The 19,834-nt window shown below is 58.3% G+C and carries 19 protein-coding genes; 13 read left to right on the top strand and 6 right to left on the bottom strand.

Translation table 11 applies throughout. From position 1 onward, the window contains the following. Window positions 1-115: 115 nt before the first annotated feature. Complete coding sequence (locus tag HF327_RS06415; RefSeq protein WP_169107448.1) at window positions 116-631, top strand: thioesterase family protein; 516 nt, start codon at window positions 116-118, stop codon at window positions 629-631. Window positions 632-874: 243 nt separating this feature from the next. Beyond that, complete coding sequence (locus HF327_RS06410; protein ID WP_169107447.1) at window positions 875-1,498, top strand: bactofilin family protein; 624 nt, start codon at window positions 875-877, stop codon at window positions 1,496-1,498. 68 nt (window positions 1,499-1,566) lie between these two features. Here the strand turns inward: HF327_RS06410 and HF327_RS06405 are convergent, their stop codons facing one another. Continuing rightward, the gene (locus HF327_RS06405) at window positions 1,567-2,040 is read right to left on the bottom strand and encodes an acyl-CoA thioesterase (RefSeq protein ID WP_169107515.1); all 474 of its coding nucleotides are present in this window, start codon (window positions 2,038-2,040) and stop codon (window positions 1,567-1,569) included. A gap of 112 nt (window positions 2,041-2,152) precedes the next feature. Here HF327_RS06405 and HF327_RS21880 point away from each other — a divergent pair, with 112 nt between their 5' ends. From HF327_RS21880 to HF327_RS06385, 4 genes are all read left to right on the top strand, one after another. Next, the gene (locus tag HF327_RS21880) at window positions 2,153-2,737 is read left to right on the top strand and encodes a hypothetical protein (RefSeq protein WP_236024069.1); all 585 of its coding nucleotides are present in this window, start codon (window positions 2,153-2,155) and stop codon (window positions 2,735-2,737) included. Next, window positions 2,695-4,515, top strand: coding sequence for an ABCB family ABC transporter ATP-binding protein/permease (locus HF327_RS06395; protein ID WP_169107446.1), 1,821 nt, complete (start codon window positions 2,695-2,697; stop codon window positions 4,513-4,515). Before HF327_RS21880 ends, HF327_RS06395 begins: the two co-directional genes overlap by 43 nt. A 41-nt stretch (window positions 4,516-4,556) precedes the next feature. Next, a complete protein-coding gene (locus HF327_RS06390; RefSeq protein WP_169107445.1) occupies window positions 4,557-6,038 on the top strand; it encodes a PIN domain-containing protein in 1,482 nt (493 codons plus the stop codon). Window positions 6,039-6,140: 102 nt separating this feature from the next. Continuing rightward, complete coding sequence (locus tag HF327_RS06385; protein ID WP_169107444.1) at window positions 6,141-7,082, top strand: 2-hydroxyacid dehydrogenase; 942 nt, start codon at window positions 6,141-6,143, stop codon at window positions 7,080-7,082. Window positions 7,083-7,347: 265 nt separating this feature from the next. Here the strand turns inward: HF327_RS06385 and HF327_RS06380 are convergent, their stop codons facing one another. From HF327_RS06380 to HF327_RS06370, 3 genes are all read right to left on the bottom strand, one after another. Continuing rightward, window positions 7,348-8,385: a DctP family TRAP transporter solute-binding subunit gene (locus HF327_RS06380; protein WP_169107443.1), complete on the bottom strand. Its 1,038-nt coding sequence runs from the start codon at window positions 8,383-8,385 to the stop codon at window positions 7,348-7,350. Window positions 8,386-8,524: 139 nt separating this feature from the next. Next, window positions 8,525-9,823, bottom strand: coding sequence for a TRAP transporter large permease (locus HF327_RS06375; protein WP_169107442.1), 1,299 nt, complete (start codon window positions 9,821-9,823; stop codon window positions 8,525-8,527). Next, on the bottom strand, window positions 9,820-10,383 hold the full coding sequence (locus HF327_RS06370) for a TRAP transporter small permease (RefSeq protein WP_169107441.1): 564 nt from the start codon (window positions 10,381-10,383) through the stop codon (window positions 9,820-9,822). The genes HF327_RS06375 and HF327_RS06370 overlap by 4 nt, the downstream gene beginning before the upstream one ends. 356 nt (window positions 10,384-10,739) lie before the next feature. On the opposite strand from HF327_RS06370, the gene HF327_RS06365 reads away from it, so the two are divergent. The 5 genes from HF327_RS06365 to HF327_RS06345 all read left to right on the top strand — a co-directional run bounded on the left by HF327_RS06365 (window position 10,740) and on the right by HF327_RS06345 (window position 15,320). Beyond that, window positions 10,740-11,690, top strand: a complete 951-nt coding sequence (locus HF327_RS06365; protein WP_099735666.1) for a LysR family transcriptional regulator — start codon at window positions 10,740-10,742, stop codon at window positions 11,688-11,690. Between the two features lie 428 nt (window positions 11,691-12,118). Next, window positions 12,119-13,018, top strand: a complete 900-nt coding sequence (locus HF327_RS06360; protein ID WP_169107440.1) for a transporter substrate-binding domain-containing protein — start codon at window positions 12,119-12,121, stop codon at window positions 13,016-13,018. Between the two features lie 114 nt (window positions 13,019-13,132). Beyond that, window positions 13,133-13,885 carry an amino acid ABC transporter permease gene (locus tag HF327_RS06355; RefSeq protein ID WP_169107439.1) on the top strand — a complete coding sequence of 251 codons (753 nt, stop codon included), beginning with the start codon at window positions 13,133-13,135 and terminating at the stop codon, window positions 13,883-13,885. A 1-nt stretch (window position 13,886) separates the two neighbouring features. Beyond that, on the top strand, window positions 13,887-14,558 hold the full coding sequence (locus tag HF327_RS06350) for an amino acid ABC transporter permease (RefSeq protein WP_169107438.1): 672 nt from the start codon (window positions 13,887-13,889) through the stop codon (window positions 14,556-14,558). 24 nt (window positions 14,559-14,582) lie between these two features. After that, window positions 14,583-15,320 carry an amino acid ABC transporter ATP-binding protein gene (locus tag HF327_RS06345; protein ID WP_099735670.1) on the top strand — a complete coding sequence of 246 codons (738 nt, stop codon included), beginning with the start codon at window positions 14,583-14,585 and terminating at the stop codon, window positions 15,318-15,320. 209 nt (window positions 15,321-15,529) lie between these two features. Here the strand turns inward: HF327_RS06345 and rocF are convergent, their stop codons facing one another. After that, entirely contained in the window at window positions 15,530-16,501 is a 972-nt protein-coding gene (rocF, locus tag HF327_RS06340; RefSeq protein WP_236024068.1) for an arginase, read from the bottom strand. 11 nt (window positions 16,502-16,512) lie between these two features. Next, complete coding sequence (locus HF327_RS06335) at window positions 16,513-17,619, bottom strand: ornithine cyclodeaminase (RefSeq protein ID WP_169107437.1); 1,107 nt, start codon at window positions 17,617-17,619, stop codon at window positions 16,513-16,515. 122 nt (window positions 17,620-17,741) lie between these two features. Between HF327_RS06335 and pyrC the strand changes: the two genes are divergently transcribed. Together pyrC and HF327_RS06325 are read left to right on the top strand one after the other, a co-directional pair. Then, entirely contained in the window at window positions 17,742-18,779 is a 1,038-nt protein-coding gene (pyrC, locus tag HF327_RS06330; RefSeq protein WP_169107436.1) for a dihydroorotase, read from the top strand. A 160-nt stretch (window positions 18,780-18,939) separates the two neighbouring features. Then, a complete protein-coding gene (locus HF327_RS06325) occupies window positions 18,940-19,812 on the top strand; it encodes an NYN domain-containing protein (protein ID WP_169107435.1) in 873 nt (290 codons plus the stop codon). Window positions 19,813-19,834 lie beyond the last annotated feature (22 nt).

Genomic DNA, 19,834 nt, shown 5'->3' with positions numbered 1-19,834 from the left:
AGCGAAGCGATGGGAGGTGTTTTCGTCAAAAGCGTCACCCTGACTTCAGCAAGTGCTGATCTGAAAATCGCCCGTTGCTGGGCGATTCTTTTTTCTTTGCTCTGAAAGCGAATCCATGACAACTCAGGTTTCACTTGCTGCTAAGAGTCGCAAGAATACTCAGGCAGAGATTGTTCAGTTCGAGCCTGAATTTCTCGCCGGTTTGCACGAGATTTTTGAAAAGCGCGTGGCCTTCAATCAGACCATAGGCCTCAAGATCGGTGAAATTTCACCAGCCTTGGTGCATGGCCATATCGCCATGCGGCCTGAATTGATAGGGCATGCGGCCTATGAGCGCATTCATGGCGGCGTTATCAGCGCGGGACTGGACTCAATGGGCGGTCTGGCAGTCATGGCCGCTATTGCTGCCCGCCATATGGATGACACGCCCATGCAGCGTCTGCAGCGCTTTTCCCGGCTGGGCACGATCGACTTGCGTGTCGACTATCTGCGCCCCGGTATTGGGAAGGAATTCTTGCTCACCGCCAAGGTGATCCGCCTGGGCTCACGTGTTGCCAATACCCAGATGGAGTTTCTGTCTGCCGATGGCGAACTGCTGTCCACTGGTACAGCGGCCTATATCGTTTCTTGAGTTTCTCCTGAAAAGAGAGCGCGCTGCGCTCTCCAGTCTTGGGCTAGAGGTCTGAAATGCCTTAAAAACAGGCAAGTGAACGCTTGCCAGTATGCAGCCAAATATTGCATGGTGTGAGATGAAGCAATGCATGCAAGTAACTGAAACTTGTGAAAGCTTTGCTTACTGTTCTTGCGAGATAACGGCAAATATAGCCATTGATGCTGCGTAGGATCGGCGTTTTCTGACAAGGAGGCTCCTGCCATGGCTGTGCAAAACCCGTTCTTTGGTAAACGCGAAAACGATACTTTTTCTTCCCGCAATTCCGCAACAGGGATTCCTTCGGCAGGTACTTTGAACAGCTCTGGACTGGGTGTGCAGCCCTCCAGCAATATGCGCCCGGCAACGCCGCCTGCCGCTCCTGTGACGGAGGCAACGGGTGGCAGCCAGCTCACCGTGGGCCCCAACATCAAGCTCAAGGGCGTGGAAATTACCGACTGCGACACTCTGGTGGTTGAAGGCACGGTTGAGGCGACCATGAACTCCCGCGTCATCAGGATTGCCGAGAACGGTGCCTTTCACGGCACGGCAGAAATTGACATCGCCGAAATTCACGGCCGCTTTGATGGCTCGTTGACTGTGCGCGAGAAGCTGGTGATTTATGGTTCCGGCAAGGTCAGCGGCAAGATTCGTTACGGCAAGGTTGTGATCGAAGAGGGCGGTGAGCTGACAGGCCAGATCGAAGCCGGTACAGGCTTTTCAGCCGCAGCCAGCAGCGCAAGTGCTACCAGCAGCAGCCGGGGCAAATCCATCAGCACGCTCAGCACCAGCCCTTTGAGCGCGGTCGCCAGCACGGCAGAGGCAACAGGCATCGCCGCCGTTGCCTGAAATTCCGCGCACAGCCCATGAAAAAAGCGACTCATTGAGTCGCTTTTTTTGTGCCATGAAGAGAGGACTCAGCGTTTCTGAGGCGCGCTCTGCTCCTGCGACTGAATGGCTTCGCGCCATGCACGGGTCTGTTCGGTATCGGGCAGGGCCTGTGGCTTGCCGGTGGCATCAATGGCCACATAGGTCAGGCGGGCCTCGGTGACTTTGACGAACTTGCCCTGATCCGAGAAACGTTCGGCAAACACTTCCACATTCACCGTGACCGAAGTACGGCCCACATGCAGCACACCGGCGTAGAAGGACAGAATGTCGCCCACGCGCACCGGTTGCTTGAAGATGAATTCGTTGACGGCTACCGTCACCATGCGGGTGTGGCTGATACGCTGGGGCAGCACCGAACCTGCCAAGTCCACCTGAGCCATGACCCAGCCACCAAAGATGTCGCCATTGGCATTGACATCGGCAGGCATGGGGACGACTTTGAGAACCAGCTCCTTGTCTTCGGGCAAAGGCTGAGGGGGGAGGTTGGGACGAGGTGGCATGGATGTCGCAGGCACAGAGGTAAAGGTGGAATTGTGCTTCAACTTCGGGTTTCTACTATGTTGTTGGGAAATACCAATGACGCCGGTTCAGGAAAGTGAGTAGGTGGTAACTATGAATCTGCTTTCGTGGTCGATGTATGGGGTTTTGTGCTTAGTGCTGGCGGGCTGCGGCATTTCTCCCGTTGTATCCGATCAGAAAAACGATTCTGTATCGCAGCCGTTGCAAGGCTTGAGCGGCATAGCCGAGCAGACATCCTGCCATCCTGATCGATTGACGGACGAAGAGGCTCAGGAGGGGGCATTTTCGGCACTCGTTCCCACGCAAGCACTGGCTGCCAGCGCAAAGGGGCAGCGCGTTTGCTGGGGTGGAGGTTTGCGCACGATCGAGGCCGTTAAAGGAGGGCGCGACTGCGTGGTCATGCTGTATGCAGAACTCAGTCCCAAGGTGTTCTGGGGTTGGCCGCGCGATGCATCGTTCTTCATGGCCTGCGGGCCGGGTCACTATGACAGGACACTGCTGCAGCCGTTTACCTTGGGCTTGATTGGCGGAAAAGTAACGGGGCAGGCAGAATTCGCAGGCGATCCCATTCCCGTCATAGAAATAGAAGCCTTTTACCGCGCTTCAGACTGCCTGCAAGGCGATACCTCCCCACAATGCGTTCACGGCCACATACAACCCCTGAAGAAGCCGCAGTAGCGGCACCCAATCCCGACTCGGCCACGCTGCGCCGTCTTCTCCCCTACATCCTGCAATACAAGTGGCGCGTGCTGGCGGCGCTGCTGTTCATGCTGGGCGCCAAACTAGCCAATGTGGGCGTGCCAGTCCTGCTTAAGCATCTGGTCGATGCGCTGGACATCAAGCCCGGTCAGGCGCAGGCAGTGCTGGTTGTGCCCGTGGGGCTGCTGCTGGCCTATGGTCTGCTGCGCTTTTCCACCACCATGTTTACCGAGTTGCGCGATCTGGTCTTTGCCAAGGCCACGCAGGGCACGTCGCGATCGATTGCACTTTCGACTTTTCAGCATCTCCATGCGTTAAGCCTGCGCTTTCATCTGGAGCGTCAGACCGGCGGCATGACACGCGATATCGAGCGCGGCGTGCGCAGCACGGAATCGCTGATCTCGTACTCGCTGTACTCCATCCTGCCCACGCTGATTGAAATGGGGCTGGTGCTGGGTATCCTGGCGGTGCGTTTTGATGCCTGGTTTGCCATCATTACGCTGGCAGCGCTGGTGTTCTACATCACCTTCACCGTCACGGTGACCGAATGGCGCACGCGCTTTCGCAAGGAAGCCAATGCACAGGAGTCTGCAGCGCATACCAAAGCCATTGATTCGCTGCTGAACTACGAGACCGTCAAGTACTTCAACAACGAAGAGTTTGAATCTGCCCGCTACGACGAAAACCTGGAAAAGCTGCGCCGCGTGCGGCTGAAGAGTCAGACCACGCTGTCCATGCTCAATGCAGGACAGCAGCTCATCATTGGTACTGCGCTGGTCGCTATTTTGTGGCGTGCCACGCAAGGTGTGGTCGATGGTCGCCTGACCTTAGGTGATCTGGTCATGATCAACGCCTTCATGATTCAGCTCTATATTCCGCTCAATTTCCTGGGCGTTATCTACCGCGAAATCAAGCAGAGTCTGACCGATCTGAACCGCATGTTCACGCTGATGGATCAAGACCGCGAAGTGGCTGATGCTCCCAACGCACAGCCGCTGCCGCTGAATGATCAACCGCCTGAAGTGCGGTTTGAAAACGTGCAGTTTGCGTACGACCCAGCGCGTCCTATCTTGCACGATGTGAACTTCACGATTCCGGCGGGAAAAACGGTGGCTGTGGTGGGACCCTCTGGCTCGGGCAAGAGCACGCTGGCGCGTCTGTTGTTCCGCTTCTATGACGTGCAGGCTGGACATGTGCGTATTGCTGGCCAAGATATTCGCGATGTGACCCAAACCAGTGTGCGCCGTGCGGTAGGCATCGTGCCGCAGGACACCGTGCTGTTCAACGATACGGTGGAGTACAACATCGCCTACGGCCAGCCCGGTGCTTCACACGATCAGGTCGTCGCCGCAGCCAAGGCCGCGCGTATTCACGACTTTATTCAGGCCACGCCGCAGGGTTATGAAACACGCGTGGGTGAACGCGGCCTCAAGCTCTCAGGCGGTGAAAAGCAGCGCGTGGCGATTGCTCGCACGTTGCTGAAAAATCCCCCTATCCTGATTTTTGATGAAGCCACATCGGCCTTGGACAGTGCCAATGAACGCGCCATTCAAAATGAGCTGCGCAGCGCTGCGCAAGGCAAGACATCGCTGGTGATTGCGCACCGCTTGTCCACCGTGGTGGAGGCGCATGAAATTCTGGTCATGGACAGCGGCCGCATCATCGAGCGAGGCACGCATGACGAGTTGCTGGCTGCAGGCGGGCGCTACGCCAGCATGTGGAATATGCAGAACGCAGCTGAGGTGACGGACGCCTGAAGGCGTTGCATAAAGTTCAATAAAGAGAGGGAGATGCAGGTATGAACATCAAGGCCATGCAGAAAAGATTGCGCGACTTTGCAGCATCCAGAGAGTGGCAGTCTTTTCATTCGCCCAAGAATCTGGCGATGGCCTTGATGGTGGAGTCTGCCGAGCTGCTGGAGATTTTTCAGTGGTTGACGACAGAGCAATCCCATACCTTGACCCAAGAACCTGCAGACCGGGAAAAGGTCTCTGATGAAATCGCGGACGTGTTTCTATACCTGCTGCAGATTGCCGATCGCACAGGAATTGATCTTGAAGAGGCGGTGGAGAAAAAGCTCATCAAGAATGCGCAGAAGCACCCTGCTAAGCTGCCGGAATTGCTGCCTTCGTGCCCCAAAGTTCACCTGCTGGTGGATTGCGAGAATGTGAGCCCGGATGCAGAGGCGCTAAAGAAGCTGCTGCCTGACGGAACAGATGTCTGGCTGTTTCACGCACCGGCGCAGCGGGTGGATGCGGAACAACACAAACGAGCCTATGGCGCGAACAGCGTGACGCTGGTAGAGCGCACAGGCGCGGGCAAGAACGCGCTGGATTTTCAGCTGAGCTACTACGCGGGCTACTTGATGGCAAGGCAGCCTGATGCGCGCTTTGTGGTGGTGTCCAACGACAAGGGCTACGAGCCCATGCTGGAGCATGCGCGTAAGCTGGATTTCCAGGCCACGCGCAGCGAGTACCGAAAGCCGCCCACGCTGGCCACTCCTGCAACGCCTGTCGTGCCAGTTGTGAAGCCTGCTCAGGCTCAGAAGAAAAAGCCGGCTCCGGTCGATAAAAAAGTGCTCATAACGCTGTCCAGGCCCAAGCTTGTGCCGGTTGAGACGACGCTTGTTGCTGACCCCACTTCTGCACGCATTGCATTCCGAGCCAAGGATGCCTTGAGCCTGATGGCGGCGAATCAGCGCCCTGCGAGCTGGGAGGCATTGCTGACGCTGACGGAGGGGCTGATCACAGAGCCTGTAGCAGACAGGCAAGATTTGGCGCGCAAGGCTTGCCGGGTGCTGCAGCTTTATGGCACGGTGATGCTTGATGTGGATGGCCGTAACCTGCGTTACCGCTGTCCTGACCCTGTGCAACGGGCAGCTTCTGCAGAGTCTGTGGTCAATGCTGCGCAAGCACCAGCACTGTCAGTGCTTGCCTTAGAAAAGGCTGTCATCAAGCCCAAGACGGCGATCAAACCCCAAGTGGTGAAACCGGTGGCCGCGAAACCCAGACACAGCGTTAGTCACATTGCCAAGCGGGTAGAGCTGTCGTTGAAAAAAATGACCAGCAATCGCCCCGTTCGCCGCGATGGGCTGATGAAGGTCATCGCCACTCATATTGGGACAGTGCTTGCTCCGGTAATGACGCCGGAGCAGGTATGCATTGTTTTGCAGTCGCGGCGGGTGGTGCGGATTTTGCCCAAGGGCGAGGTGGCTTATTTCAGCAAGGCAAAGACCGCCAAGCCGCCTGAGACCCCAGTTCAGCAGCAGACTTCGGGGTGAATGCTGGTGTGAGCGATATGGCTTGCCCAGGCGCTCCACAATGCAGCTTCTACCGTTCTTCGGATTGCGAATGCTTAGCGCTTCGCGATCGTTTTGTCTGCCATGAAGCCAGTCCTGCTCGTTCTGAATTTGCAAGTCCCTGCCCATCTTGAACAGATGGTGCAGACCTTCCCCGACTTTGACGTGATCTACGCGCCCGAGGCCGATCAGGCCGAAGCAGCGATTGCCGCCCATGGCGCACGCGTGCAATGCGTTTGCACGATTGGCGCAACGGGCTTGTCCGCCGCGCAGATGCAGCGCATGCCCAAGCTTTCGCTGGTCTGCGCCATGGGGGCGGGCTACGAGAACATTGACGTGGCCTATGCCAAGGCGCATGGCATTGCCGTAGGCAACGGTGCGGGCACGAATGACGAGTGCGTGGCTGATCACGCCATGGGCCTGCTGATTGCGGCCGTCCGCGGCATCGTCAAGCTGGACAAGGCCACGCGCGCAGGCATCTGGCGCTCGGCCATGCCGCTGCCAGCCAATGTCTCTGGCAAGCGTCTGGGGGTCGTGGGTCTAGGCACCATTGGCGCAAAAATCGCCAAGCGTGCGGCAGCGTTTGACATGTCCATCGGCTATCACAACCGCCAGCCACGCGATGGTGTCAGCCATCAGTACTTCGGCGATCTGCTGGCGCTGGCTGCCTGGGCCGATGTGTTGCTGGTGGCGACGCCTGGCGGAGCCGGAACCAAGCACTTGATCAATGCCGAGGTGTTGAGTGCGTTGGGCGAAAAGGGCGTTTTAGTCAACATCGCACGCGGCTCGGTGGTCGATACCCAGGCGCTGGCTGAAGCTGTGCGCGAAGGCCGTGTGGCCGGTGCCGGCCTGGATGTGTACGAAAGCGAGCCGTTGCCGCCGCCGGAGCTGATGGACCTTGATTCGGTAGTGCTGACGCCCCATGTGGGGGGCTGGTCGCCCGAGGCGGTGCAGAACTCTGTGGACCGGTTCATCGCCAATATGCGCAGCCATCTGGATGGCAAGCCCTTGGTGTCGCCCATCTAAGTGCTATTGAATTGAAAGCTGCTTGCGCATGAAAAATAAAGCGTTTGATATGTTTTGATTCTGAAATCATTCCATATCAGGCGCTGACAGCTTTGATATTCATAGCCATAAAAAATCCCCGCTCCAGTGAACTGGGCGGGGATTTGTACTATCTGCGGCGTGATGAAACTGGCGCGGCGCAGGTCAGGGGTGGCGAGCAAGAGCCGCCTCGCGGCGAAGGCGCCGTCCCCCTCAGGGGGAAGCCGCAAAGCGGTTCAGGGGGAAATTACTTCTGGCTGGCAGCGATGGCTTTTTCGGCCTTGTCCACCAGAGGTGCGCCGATCTGGCTCTTCCACTTGTCGAACACCGGGCGGGTGGCCTTCACAAAGGCTTCGCGCTCGGCGGCGTTGGGTGTGGTAACGGTCACGCCCAGACCGGCCAGGTCTTTGAGCAAGGGCTTGTCGGCCTCAACCAGACCCTTGCGGGCGATGGCGACTTCTTCCTTGGCTGCGTCCAGCGCGGCTTGTTTGACGATGGCCTGGTCAGCAGGCGTCCAGCTGGCCCACACATCCTTGTTGACGACGAAGATCAGCGGGTCGTTCATATAGCCCCACATGGTCAGGTGCTTCTGGCCCACGGACTGCAGCTTGGCGGCCATGTAGACGCCAATCGGGTTCTCCTGGCCGTCCACGGCGCCGCTGGCCATGGCGGGCTGGGCATCGGCCCAGCTCATCTGCGTGGGGTTGGCGCCCAGTGCGGTGAAGGTGTCCAGGAACAGGGGTGAGCCGACGACGCGGATCTTCATGCCCTTCAAGTCGGCAGGCGTCTTGATGGCGTGCTTGGAGTTGGAGATTTCACGGTAGCCGTTCTCACCCCAGGCCAGTGGCACAACGCCGCTTTTTTCCAGCGTCGTGAAGATTTCCTGGCCCACTTCGCCCTGGGTCACGGCATCCACGGCCTTGAAGTTGGGGAAGAGGAAGGGCATGGAGAACAGGTTCAGCGACTTGACCTGGGGTGACCAGTTAATGGTCGAGCCCACGGCCATGTCGATCACGCCCTGGCGCAGTGCGGAGAATTCGCGCGTCTGATCGCCCTGCACCAGCGATGTGCCGGGGTAGAGCTTGATGTTGATACGGCCTTGCGTGCGTTCGCGCACCTTGTCGGCCCACAGCTCGCCACCCTTACCCCAGGGGAAGGCCGTGCCCAGCACCAGCGACATGCGGTATTCACTCTTGTACTTGGTCTGTGCCATGGCCATGGGCGATGCGAAAGCCAGAGCGGCAGCCGTAGCCACGGCGGAGGCGAGGAAGGTACGAAGTTTCATTTGGTTTGTCTCCCTTTTAGAAACGAAAAAATGCGTTGCTTGTTGGATGCATTGCACATTGAATAAGCACGGCCTATCTCAGCAGACACCGCGCTGGTGTCGTCCCCTTCCCGCGAAGCGAGATAGGGGAGGTGGCAGGTCAATAGCCAAGTCTTGCCGGTAACCACAAGGCAAGCTGCGGGAAGGCGATGACCAGAATCATCACCATGAACATGGACAGCAGCATCCAGCCCACCCAGCGCACGGTGGATTCCATGCGCACGCCAGCAATACGGCAGCTGACCATCAGGTTCACGGCCAGCGGGGGAGTAAATTGGCCCAGTGCGACCTTGAGCGTCAGAATCACGCCGAACCAGACGGGATCCCACTGGTAGTGATTCATGATGGGCAGCAGCAGCGGCACAAAGATCAGGAAGATCGAGATGCCGTCCAGGAACATGCCCACGGTGATCAGCAGCAAGATCAGCAGGCCCAGCACGCCGTACTCACCCAGGCCTGAGTTAACGATCGCGTTTGCCACCGGATCAATCACGCCCAGTGTGGACAGCGAGAAGGCAAAAATACCGGCCAACGAGACCACCAGCAAGATGATGGCGGACAGCTCACCCGCCTCACGCAAGATGGGGAACAGGTCGCGCACGCCGATGGTGCGGTGAATCACCATGCCCACGAACAGACCGTAGAACACGGCGACCACGGCGGCTTCTGTGGGTGTGAACCAGCCCATGCGCATGCCACCCAGAATCAGCACCGGCGCTGCCAGACCCCAGGCCGCTTCGCGCAGACTTTTCCAGAATTCTGGGCGGGGCATGGATGCCTCGAGTGCGCCCATCTTGTGCTTGCGCGCCATCCACACGGCGGGAATGATGAGCGCCACGCCCGCCAGAATGCCGGGGATCATGCCCGCTGCAAAGAGCGCAGGCACGGAGGCACCGGGTACCAGCACGGAGTAGATGATGAAGGCGACCGAGGGGGGAATCAGAATGTCGGTGGCCGCTGCTGCGCCGACCACACTGGCCGAGAAGCTCTTGGGGTAGCCGGCGCGGCTCATGGCCGCAATCATCACGCCGCCCACGGCAGCCGCATTGGCCGGGCCAGAGCCCGAGATGCCGCCCAGAAACATGGCCACGGCAATGGCGACCAGAGGCAGCATGCCGGGACCGCGCCCCACAATCGCCACGGCAAAGTTGACCAGCCGCAGTGCCACACCGGAGCGGTCAAAGATCGAGCCCACCAGCACAAACATGGGAATGGCCAGCAGCGGATATTTGCCCAGGCCAGCGTAGAAGTTCTGCGGCACGGCCAGCAGGCCAAACCATTGGGTATCGGCATTGGCCAGGGCAATCGCGGTGGCTCCGGCCAAGCCCAGTGCCGCACCAATGGGCACGCCAATAAACATCAGGCCGAGGAAGGCCACAAACAGCAAGGTAGCAATCATGCGATCTCCTTGCTGTGGTCTTTTTCAACGGGCTCTTCGCTGAACGCTCCGGGCTTGCCCTGGCGAATGAACAGACCCAGAGCGCGCAGAGTGATCAGGGCAGAGACGACAGGCAGCCAGATGGAATACCACCACTGCGGCAAGCCAATGCCGGGTGAGGTTTCTTCGTAGCGGAAGTCGTCCCAGACCACGCGCACGCTGAGCACGGCGATCAGGGCGAACAGCAGCGCCATCATCAGCGAGCCAAAGCGCGCCAGTGCTTTGCGGCGGGCCAGAGAGCCACCATCGGCAAAGAATTCGATGCGAATGTGCAGGTTGCGCGCCACGGCGGCAGAACCTGCAACCAGAGCCAGCAAGATCATCAGAAAGACGGAGATCTCTTCGGTCCAGGCAAAGGAGGAGTTGGTGAAATAGCGCACCAGAACATTGGCAAAGGTGATCAAGGCGAGGGCCGCCATGATGATCACCGTCAGCCAGTCTTCGATGCAAAGGGAGCGAGGCTCATCCGGGCGAGTGCCGGTATCGGCCGCACCATCGGTCTCGGGAGGAGTGGAGGACATGAACGCGGGAAGTCAGAAAAACACACATGGATCAGAGCAGCTTGCCTGGATGGCGCGATCTGCGCACTCAAAAAAGCGCTCTTATGTTGTCCTTGACCTTCGCGGTGTTGTGCACCGGGATGGTATGGAGCGAGTCAACACATCGGATAGATGTGACTAAATATTATCAAGCTATCTATGTCGCAAGGCTTACATCGGATAGCAGGCATTACCCCTAGGGTTTGTTTGAATAACCGGGCTATAGGCGCAATTCAGGTCGTATCGATATTGCGCATGCGGCTGAACTGCGCTGACTAGCCCCTAAGGATTACCTCAGTTGCACTGCCTTGGTGCGGGGCAGCGGATAATGGTGGTCTATGGAAACCAAATGGCTTGAAGATTTTGTCAGCCTTGCTGAAACTCGCAGTTTCAGCCGCTCGGCCCAGTTGCGCCACGTGACGCAGCCCGCTTTCTCGCGTCGCATCCAGGCACTAGAGGCCTGGGCTGGAACGGATCTGGTCGACCGAAGCTCGTACCCGACGCGTCTGACGCCCGCAGGCAAGACCATGTATGAGCAGGCGCTGGAAATACTGCAGTCCCTGCAAAGCACTCGCACCATGCTGCGCGCCCACGTCAGTGCGGGCAAGGGCATGGTCGGCTTTGCCGTACCGCACACACTGGCGTTCACCTTTTTCCCGAACTGGGTCTCGGCAGTGCACGAGAAGTTTGGCCCATTCCGCAGTCGCCTGTTTGCACTCAATGTGCACGATGCGGTGATGCGACTGGTGGAAGGCGGTTGCGATCTGCTGATCGCCTACTATCACTCCTCACAGCCTTTCCAGCTGGACCCTGCACGCTATGAAATGGTGAGCTTGGGGCATGAGGTGCTGGCTGCTTATTCCAAGCCCGATGCGGATGGCAATCCCATTTTCATGCTGCCCGGTCAACAGGGGCAGCCGCTGCCCTATCTGGGTTACGCCGCAGGCGCATATCTGGGGCGTGTGACGGAGCTGATCCTGAAGGAATCTTCTGAAGCCGTGCACCTTGAGCGGGTCTATGAAACCGATATGGCCGAAGGCCTCAAGGCCATGGCGTTGGAAGGTCATGGCGTTGCTTTCCTGCCCTATAGCGCTGTGCGCGGAGATCTGGAGGCGGGCCGTTTGGTGCGCGCTGTGCCAGAAGGCATGAATGGTTTTCAGATGGATATGGAAGTGCGCGCCTATCGTGAAAAACCGCAGGGTGATGCCCCGCAGGGCGGTGCTGCTGCGCTCTGGGCCTTTCTTAAGGAACAGGGCGAGACCGCCAACGGCGAAATCAAGGCTGTGTAGCCTGGGGACTCTGTTGCTTTTCTCCAAAAGGGCCATCTGGCCCTTTTTTGCTTTTCAGGCACCAAAGCCGTGATTTTAGTGATTTTCCTAGTAAAAACCCTTAGGTTATGTGCCGGGTAAATACCAAGTATGCAAGTAGGGCATAAGGTTTTTTTCTATCGGCATTGGATTCAGAAATAGGTCAGGCATTAGAGTTTGCACCTTGCGCGAAAACGGTGCTTCTTTGCAGCAATGGATTTATGTCGAAAGTGCGTGCTCGCACTTGATAATTTCCTACGGGAAAAGTCCTAGAAATGTTTGCATCGCAGTACCTTGCGTGGCTGCACAATGAGTGCAGAACGTTAATAAATTTCGCTTATCTACCCCCATAAGGGGCAGAGCGTTAATGAACGGCAAACATTTTTGGTCCTTACCAATAGGAGATCCATATGAAGAAGCAATTGTTGGCCATCGCCGTAACCGCGCTGGCTGCTGGCACCGTGTTTGCACAAGCCAATGACACATTGGCCAAGATCAAGGCCTCTGGCAGCGTCACACTGGGCGTGCGTGAATCTTCCGGTCTGGGCTACACGCTGGGCAATGGCAAGTACGTGGGCTTCCATACAGAAATGGGCGAGCGCATTCTGAAAGATATTCAGAAGCAACTGGGTCTGACGGCTCTGGAAGTGAAGTACCAGCCTGTGACTTCGCAAAACCGTATCCCTCTGGTGCAAAACGGCACCGTGGATATCGAGTGCGGCTCCACCACCAACAACACGGCTCGTCAGAAAGACGCCGCCTTTGCCTTCACCACCTACGTGGAAGAAGTGCGTATTGCCACACGTGCCAACTCCGGCATCACCGGCATCAAGGACTTGAACGGCAAGACCATCGTGACCACGACAGGTACGACTTCCGTGCAGACCCTGCGCAAGAACAAGCGCGCTGACGGCCTGACTTTCAAGGAAGTCATGGGCAAGGATCACGCAGATAGCTTCCTGATGCTGGAAACCGGCCGTGCCGACGCCTTCATCATGGACGGCTCCATCCTGGCCGCCAACATCTCCAAGTCCAAGACTCCCAACGATTACAAGGTTGTTGGCGAAGTGCTGTCGGTGGAACCCATCGCCTGCATGATGCGCAAGGACGACCCCGCCTTCAAGAAGGCGGTGGACGATTCCATCGTCCGCCAGATCAAGGATGGCTCTTTGACCAAGCTGTACGACAAGTGGTTCATGCAGCCTATCCCACCTAACAACGTGAAGGTCGGACTGCCTCTGTCGGCTGCCACCAAGGATGCATGGGCTCACCCCAATGACAAGCCCATGGAAGCCTACGACGCCAAGTAATCTCACCTGACTGGTGTACCGCCCCTTCTGCCACGCGGTTTGAAGGGGCTTTTTTGTTAAGAGGTGCGGTGTGAGTGTTTGCCCTCGTAAACCAAGAATGAAAGAGGTGCTCGTATGAGTTGGGATTGGCAGGTGTTCTGTCAGGACACCATTACCCAAGAGGTCGGGCAGAGCTGTTTTGGCAAAAACGGCGATATCACCTATCTGGACTGGATGCTGTCGGCCTGGGGCTGGACCGTCTCGGTGGCCTTGCTGTCGCTGGTGATTGCATTGGTGCTGGGTGCCGTGATTGGCACTTTGCGTACCTTGCCCGATCGACCGTGGATCGTGCGCCTGGGCAATGCCTGGGTAGAGTTGTTTCGCAATATTCCGCTGCTGGTTCAGGTGTTCATCTGGTATCACGTGATTCCAGCCATCATTCCTGCAATGAAGTCGCTGGATAGCTATGTGCTGGTGGTGTTTGCAATTGGCTTTTTCACCTCCGCGCGTATTGCCGAGCAAGTGCGCTCCGGCATTCAGGCGTTGCCACGCGGTCAGCGCTATGCGGGCATGGCGGTGGGCTTCACCACCTTCCAGACCTATCGCTATGTGCTGCTGCCCATGGCGTTTCGCATCATCATTCCACCGCTGACCAGCGAAGCCATGAACGTGTTCAAGAACTCGTCTGTGGCGTTTGCCGTGTCGGTGGCCGAGCTGACCATGTTTGCCATGCAGGCACAGGAAGAAACCGCGCGTGGCGTCGAGATTTATCTGGCTGTCACGGGTCTGTATGTGATTTCCGCCTTCGTCATCAACCGCATCATGGCTTTCATTGAAAAGCGCTCACGCGTTCCGGGCCTGATTGCAGCCAGCGGTGGAGGCCACTGATATGAATCTCAACCTCGACTGGTCGTTTTTTTCCTGGGATCTGTACACCAACTTCGTGGCCAAGGGCCTGGTGTTCAGCTTGACCCTGACCGTGATCGCCACTCTGGGAGGCATCATCTTTGGCACGCTGCTGGCGCTGATGCGTTTGTCTGGCAAGAAGTGGCTGGAAGTCCCGGCCGTCATCTATGTCAACGGCATGCGCTCCATTCCGCTGGTGATGGTGATTCTGTGGTTCTTCCTGCTGATGCCCATGATCATCGGCAAGCCGATTGGCGCGGAAACCTCGGCCATCATTACCTTTGTGGCGTTTGAGGCTGCGTACTTCTCTGAAATCATGCGCGCTGGTATTCAGTCCATTCCGCGTGGTCAGGTCCATGCAGGCCAGGCGATGGGCATGACCTATGGCCAAAACATGCGTCTGGTGGTGCTGCCCCAGGCCTTCCGCAACATGCTGCCCGTGCTGCTGACGCAGACCATCATCTTGTTCCAAGATACTTCGCTGGTCTACGCTATCGGCGCTTATGACATGCTCAAGGGCTTCGAGATTGCGGGCAAGAACTTTGGCCGCCCCATCGAGTCCTACCTGGCAGCCGCCGCGACGTATTTCGTAATCTGCTTTGCGCTGTCCTGGGCCGTGAAGCAGTTGCATAAAAAGATAGCCATCATCCGTTAAGCGGGCTCCCATCGAGGAATTGCAATGATTGAACTCAAGAACGTTTCCAAGTGGTACGGCAGCTTTCAGGTGCTGTCCGATTGCTCTACCAATATCGACAAAGGTGAAGTGGTGGTCGTGTGCGGGCCTTCGGGCTCGGGCAAGTCCACGCTGATCAAGACCATCAATGCGCTGGAGCCCTTCCAGAAGGGCGAGATCTTTGTGGACGGCACTGCGGTGCATGACCCAAAGACCAATCTGCCCAAGCTGCGCAGCCGCGTGGGTATGGTGTTTCAGCACTTTGAGCTCTTCCCTCATCTGTCCGTGACCGAGAACCTGACCATCGCCCAGATGAAGGTACTGGGCCGCAGTGCCGACGATGCCAAAACCCGTGGCCTGAAGATGCTGGACCGTGTAGGCCTGACGGCTCACAAGGATAAATTTCCCGGTCAGCTTTCGGGCGGTCAGCAGCAGCGCGTGGCCATTGCGCGTGCGCTGTCCATGGACCCCATCGTCATGCTGTTTGATGAACCCACTTCGGCGCTGGACCCTGAAATGGTCGGCGAAGTACTGGACGTAATGATGGGATTGGCCAACGAAGGCATGACCATGATGTGCGTGACCCACGAAATGGGTTTTGCCCGCAAGGTGGCCAGTCGCGTGATCTTTATGGATGTGGGCGGCAAGATTCTGGAAGACTGCAGCAAGGAAGAGTTCTTCGGTCATCCTGAAAACCGCCAGCCGCGTACCAAGGAATTCCTCAACAAGATCTTGCAGCACTGATAGCTGCGGCAACGCAATGCAAAAGCGCTCCTTGGGGAGCGCTTTTTTTATAGGCAATTTTTCAAAAAGAGTAGCTGTTTGCGCTGGTTTTATAGGCTTTTCAACATGACTTCAATCTGAACAGATTGCTTTGCAAGCGAAAGCTGCTCTCTTTCAAGGAGTGAGCTTCGGTCAAGTCATGCGTCCGTGCTGGAGCTTCGGTTGCCGTTTCAAGTGGCTGGCGATGCATCGCGCCGCATCAGCGTGCTCTGGCCAAACAAGCTTTGCACCAAATCCACGACCAGCTCCGCCGTCTGATTGCGCAAGTCCAGCGCGGGGTTCAGCTCCACGATATCCAGCGATGCGAGGCGGCCTGTGTCTGCAATCATCTCCATGCACAGCTGGGCTTCACGGTAGGTGGGGCCGCCGCGCACCGGCGTGCCGGTGCCAGGTGCAATATCGGGGTCGAGAAAATCCACATCAAAGCTCAGGTGTAGATGAGTGTCTTCGCCTTCGGTGCCCAGCAGACCGTCCAGCGCGCGGCGCATGACTTCACGCATGCCCAGCTCATCAATGGCGCGCATGTCGTAAACCTCCAGCCCCAGCGCGCGAATCATCAGTTTCTCGCTCGCATCCACGCTGCGCAGCCCTATCTGGCAAAAGGCCGAAGCAGGCAGGGCGGGGGTTGTGCCAGACAGCGATGCCAGCTCCGCAGGCCCCAGCCCGCACAGACTGGAGACCGGCATGCCGTGCAGATTGCCGCTGGGCGAACTTTCGGGGGTGTTGCAATCTGAATGCGCATCCAGCCACAGCACACGCAGGCGCTTACCCGTGGCGCGGCAATGCCGGGCGATGGCGCTGATGGAGCCCGTGGCCAGCGTATGGTCACCCCCCAGCATGATGGGCAGTCGGCTTTGCTGCAGCACCTGGAGCACGGCATCATGCGCAATCTGGTTCCAGTGCAGACATTCGGCCAGATTGCGCAGCCCCTGCGCATCGCGCCCGCCGCGTGGATTGACGGGGCCCGCCAGATTGCCCAGGTCATTCACTGCGACGCCAAGCTGCTGAAGTGCCGGGGCCAGTTGCGCAACCCGCAGCGCATCAGGCCCCATGGCCGCACCCAGCCGCGATGCGCCCACATCGGTGGGAATTCCAATCAAGGTGGCTTGCATGGCGTGACTTTCGGAGATGGGTGAAGGCATGTGTTCCATGGCTATGCCGTTTTGCGTTCAACAAGGCTCATGGTTTGCGCACTTGTTGCCTGCCTCACCATGGCGAACAAATCTTTGGGATCGGTCAGCGCAGGCACTAGTTCGATCTGGGACAGTAGCCCGAACTGGCGTGCAAGGCTGTGCATGGTGCGCAGTGCTGAGTAGTCTTCCAGTGCAAAGCCCACCGAGTCGAACAGGGTGATCTGCTCTGAGGCGGTGCGACCGGGGGCCTTCCCCTGCAGCACACGCCAAAGCTCGGTGACGGCAAAGTCGGCGGGCATTTGCTGCAGCTCGCCTTCGATGCGCGTTTGAGGCTCGTACTCGACAAAGACCCGCGCGCGCTGCAGGGCCGGAGCATCGAACTCGGTCTTGCCGGGGCAATCTCCGCCGACGGCATTGATATGCATGCCGGGCTCCAGCAGATGACCCGCAACGATGACGGCACGGGTTTTGTCGGCGGTGACGGTGGTCACAACATCTGTACCTGCTACGGCGTCTTGCACGCTGGTGCAGATGATGGCCGTGGCCGAAAACTGCAGCAGAAAGGGCTGGAGATTGCGCAGCAGTTTTTGCGATGAAGCTGGGTCGATGTCAAACAGGCGCAGCTCGCTCACGCCCAGCAGTTCCATGAAGGCCAAGGCCTGAAATTCGCTTTGGGAACCATTGCCGATCAGGGCCATGCTGCGGCTATTCGCACGGCCCAGATGGCGCGCCGCCATGGCGGATGTGGCTGCGGTACGCAGGGCGGTGGTCAGCGTCAGTTCGCTGACAACGCGGGGCATGCCGGTGGCCACATCGGCCAGCGCGCCGAAGGCCATCACTGTGGGCAGGCCGTGGCTTGGGTTCAGCGGGTGGCCGTTGACGTATTTGAAGGCATAGTCCTGCGCATCGGCCACGGGCATCAGCTCAATCACGCCGCTGGGGGAATGCGCCGCAGTGCGTGCACTTTTGTCAAAGTCTTGCCAGCGGCCAAAGTCGGCTTCGATGGCTTCGGTGATGAGGCGCAGTACCTTGGTAATGCCCACGCGGGCGACCAGACGAGCCGCATCGCTGGCGCTGAGAAAGTCGGTCTGGAATTGCCCTGCAGACTGGCGTTGAGGGATAGACATATCGCGTCCTCCTTGGCTCCATTCTTGAGGATTTCAGCCGTGAACGCCAGAGGCGGTTAACCGAAGTGTCCGTGCAAGGGAAAGGCTGCGGCGGCGAGCAGGGATGATGGGACAATATCGCCATGACTCAGACTCTCACGATCACCCGCCCCGATGACTGGCACCTGCACGTGCGCGATGGTGATGCCATGCGCTGCGTGGTGCCGCACACCGCCCGTCAGATGGGCCGCGCCATCATCATGCCTAACCTCAAGCCGCCTGTGACGACGGCTGAGCTGGCTATTGCTTACCGCGATCGCATTCTGTCGGCCGTGCCCGCAGGCAGCCAATTCCAGCCGTTGATGACGCTGTACCTGACGGATAAGCTGGGCCCCGATGAAATCGTGCGCGCCAAGGCTGCTGGCGTGGTGGCATGCAAGCTCTATCCCGCAGGTGCCACTACCAATTCCGATCATGGCGTGACCGATCTGCGCAAGATTTATCCCACGCTGGAAGCCATGCAGCGCGAAGGCTTGGTGCTGCTGGTGCACGGCGAAGTGACCGACCAGAGCATTGACCTGTTCGACCGCGAGGCCGTGTTTATCGAGCAGCAGCTCAAGCCCCTGCGCAAGGACTTCCCTGAGCTGAAGATCGTCATGGAGCACGTGACGACCAAGGAAGCTGCCGAGTATGTGGCCGCTGCCGATGACTTTCTGGCTGCCACCATCACGCCCCAGCATTTGCTGTTCAACCGCAACGCCATCTTTCTGGGCGGCGTGCGCCCGCACTTCTACTGCCTGCCGGTTCTGAAGCGCGAAACCCATCGTTTGGCGCTGGTGCAGGCCGCTACCAGCGGCAGCAAGAAGTTCTTCCTGGGCACGGACAGCGCGCCTCACGCCGCGCATCTGAAGGAAGCTGCCACCGGCTGCGCAGGCTGCTACAGCGCCCACGCTGCGATTGAGATGTATGCCGAAGTGTTTGATGGCGTTGGCGCGCTGGACAAGCTCGAAGGCTTTGCATCGTTTAACGGTGCAGACTTCTACGGCCAGCCCCGCAACACCGACACCATTAGGCTGGTCAAGGAAAGCTGGACGCCGCCCGTGAGCTTTGAGTACGGCGAAGGTGCCCAGCTCAAGCCACTGCGCTTTGGCGATGCCTTGCCCTGGAAGATGCTTGATTAAAAAGTGAGCTTCCAGCGCTTGCATCTGCTGGGTTTGCAGATGTATTGAGCTTTAAAGCAAGAAAGGAGTGGCGCAAGCTGCTCCTTTTTTATTGGATGTTTATTTGGTGTTGCCGAGTGGCTCGGTTAGTCTTGGATCACAAGATCACTCAGGAGATTGCATGCCGACCGATGTTCAGCCCCGGATTGCCTTGTTGATTGACGCGGACAACGCGCCCGCCGAGATGATTGATGAAATTCTGACCGAGTTGTCCACCTTCGGCCTCATCAACATTCGCCGTGCCTATGGCAACTGGACCAAGCCCGGCCTGCATGGCTGGCAGAGCAAGCTGCTGGAAAATGCCGTGCGGCCCATGCAGCAGTTTGACTACTCCAAAGGCAAGAACGCCACCGATATGGCGATGACGGTCGATGCCATGGAGCTGCTCTACACAGAAAAGCCCGACGCCTTTGGCATTGTCTCATCGGATGCAGACTTCACCCCGCTGGTCATGCATCTTCGTGCCAAGGGCGCTGCTGTCTATGGCTTTGGTGCAGCGCAGACGCCGCGCGCCTTTGTCAATGCCTGCTCGCGCTTTTTGTACTTTGAGGCCTTGCTGGAGCTGGGCGACGGCATCACCAGCCGCAGCGAGCGCCGTGAATTGCAGGAAGCCGATGCCGCAGCGCGCCAGCCCGCAGAACAATCCATTCAGGCTCAACCCGCCAGCAATGCCAAGGCCGCTGGCGGTACAGGCATGGCTGCACCGGCCTGTACCAATTTGCGCGTGCCATCGCATCTGCTGCGTGAAGACCGGCCGCTGATCGCCATGCTGCGTGACGCCGTCAAAGCCATGCAGGATGAAACCGGCTGGGCACGCGTCAGCGCCGTGGGCACACATATCGGCAACAAACTCTCTTTTGATGCGCGCAACTACGGCTATGCCTCGCTGACCAAGCTCATGGCCGCGACTCAGGCCTTTGAGCTGCGCGATGAAGGCACGGCCCGCGTGGCAGTGCGCGACAAACGCGCAGCGGGTGATGAGGTGGCGCATTGACTGTTGTGGATGACTTGCCCGC

The sequence above is a fragment of the Comamonas suwonensis genome (genome assembly GCF_012844455.2).
Taxonomy (GTDB): domain Bacteria; phylum Pseudomonadota; class Gammaproteobacteria; order Burkholderiales; family Burkholderiaceae_C; genus Comamonas; species Comamonas suwonensis.
This window is presented reverse-complemented; position numbering and strand designations above follow the sequence as displayed.

What these genes read in the sequence shown, in the direction of transcription:
- HF327_RS06415 (WP_169107448.1), top strand. Translation starts at nt 116, where the DNA reads ATGACAACTCAGGTTTCACTTGCTGCTAAGAGTCGCAAGAATACTCAG.
- HF327_RS06410 (WP_169107447.1), top strand. Translation starts at nt 875, where the DNA reads ATGGCTGTGCAAAACCCGTTCTTTGGTAAACGCGAAAACGATACTTTT.
- HF327_RS06405 (WP_169107515.1), bottom strand. Translation starts at nt 2,040, where the DNA reads ATGCCACCTCGTCCCAACCTCCCCCCTCAGCCTTTGCCCGAAGACAAG.
- HF327_RS21880 (WP_236024069.1), top strand. Translation starts at nt 2,153, where the DNA reads ATGAATCTGCTTTCGTGGTCGATGTATGGGGTTTTGTGCTTAGTGCTG.
- HF327_RS06395 (WP_169107446.1), top strand. Translation starts at nt 2,695, where the DNA reads ATGCGTTCACGGCCACATACAACCCCTGAAGAAGCCGCAGTAGCGGCA.
- HF327_RS06390 (WP_169107445.1), top strand. Translation starts at nt 4,557, where the DNA reads ATGAACATCAAGGCCATGCAGAAAAGATTGCGCGACTTTGCAGCATCC.
- HF327_RS06385 (WP_169107444.1), top strand. Translation starts at nt 6,141, where the DNA reads ATGAAGCCAGTCCTGCTCGTTCTGAATTTGCAAGTCCCTGCCCATCTT.
- HF327_RS06380 (WP_169107443.1), bottom strand. Translation starts at nt 8,385, where the DNA reads ATGAAACTTCGTACCTTCCTCGCCTCCGCCGTGGCTACGGCTGCCGCT.
- HF327_RS06375 (WP_169107442.1), bottom strand. Translation starts at nt 9,823, where the DNA reads ATGATTGCTACCTTGCTGTTTGTGGCCTTCCTCGGCCTGATGTTTATT.
- HF327_RS06370 (WP_169107441.1), bottom strand. Translation starts at nt 10,383, where the DNA reads ATGTCCTCCACTCCTCCCGAGACCGATGGTGCGGCCGATACCGGCACT.
- HF327_RS06365 (WP_099735666.1), top strand. Translation starts at nt 10,740, where the DNA reads ATGGAAACCAAATGGCTTGAAGATTTTGTCAGCCTTGCTGAAACTCGC.
- HF327_RS06360 (WP_169107440.1), top strand. Translation starts at nt 12,119, where the DNA reads ATGAAGAAGCAATTGTTGGCCATCGCCGTAACCGCGCTGGCTGCTGGC.
- HF327_RS06355 (WP_169107439.1), top strand. Translation starts at nt 13,133, where the DNA reads ATGAGTTGGGATTGGCAGGTGTTCTGTCAGGACACCATTACCCAAGAG.
- HF327_RS06350 (WP_169107438.1), top strand. Translation starts at nt 13,887, where the DNA reads ATGAATCTCAACCTCGACTGGTCGTTTTTTTCCTGGGATCTGTACACC.
- HF327_RS06345 (WP_099735670.1), top strand. Translation starts at nt 14,583, where the DNA reads ATGATTGAACTCAAGAACGTTTCCAAGTGGTACGGCAGCTTTCAGGTG.
- rocF (WP_236024068.1), bottom strand. Translation starts at nt 16,501, where the DNA reads ATGCCTTCACCCATCTCCGAAAGTCACGCCATGCAAGCCACCTTGATT.
- HF327_RS06335 (WP_169107437.1), bottom strand. Translation starts at nt 17,619, where the DNA reads ATGTCTATCCCTCAACGCCAGTCTGCAGGGCAATTCCAGACCGACTTT.
- pyrC (WP_169107436.1), top strand. Translation starts at nt 17,742, where the DNA reads ATGACTCAGACTCTCACGATCACCCGCCCCGATGACTGGCACCTGCAC.
- HF327_RS06325 (WP_169107435.1), top strand. Translation starts at nt 18,940, where the DNA reads ATGCCGACCGATGTTCAGCCCCGGATTGCCTTGTTGATTGACGCGGAC.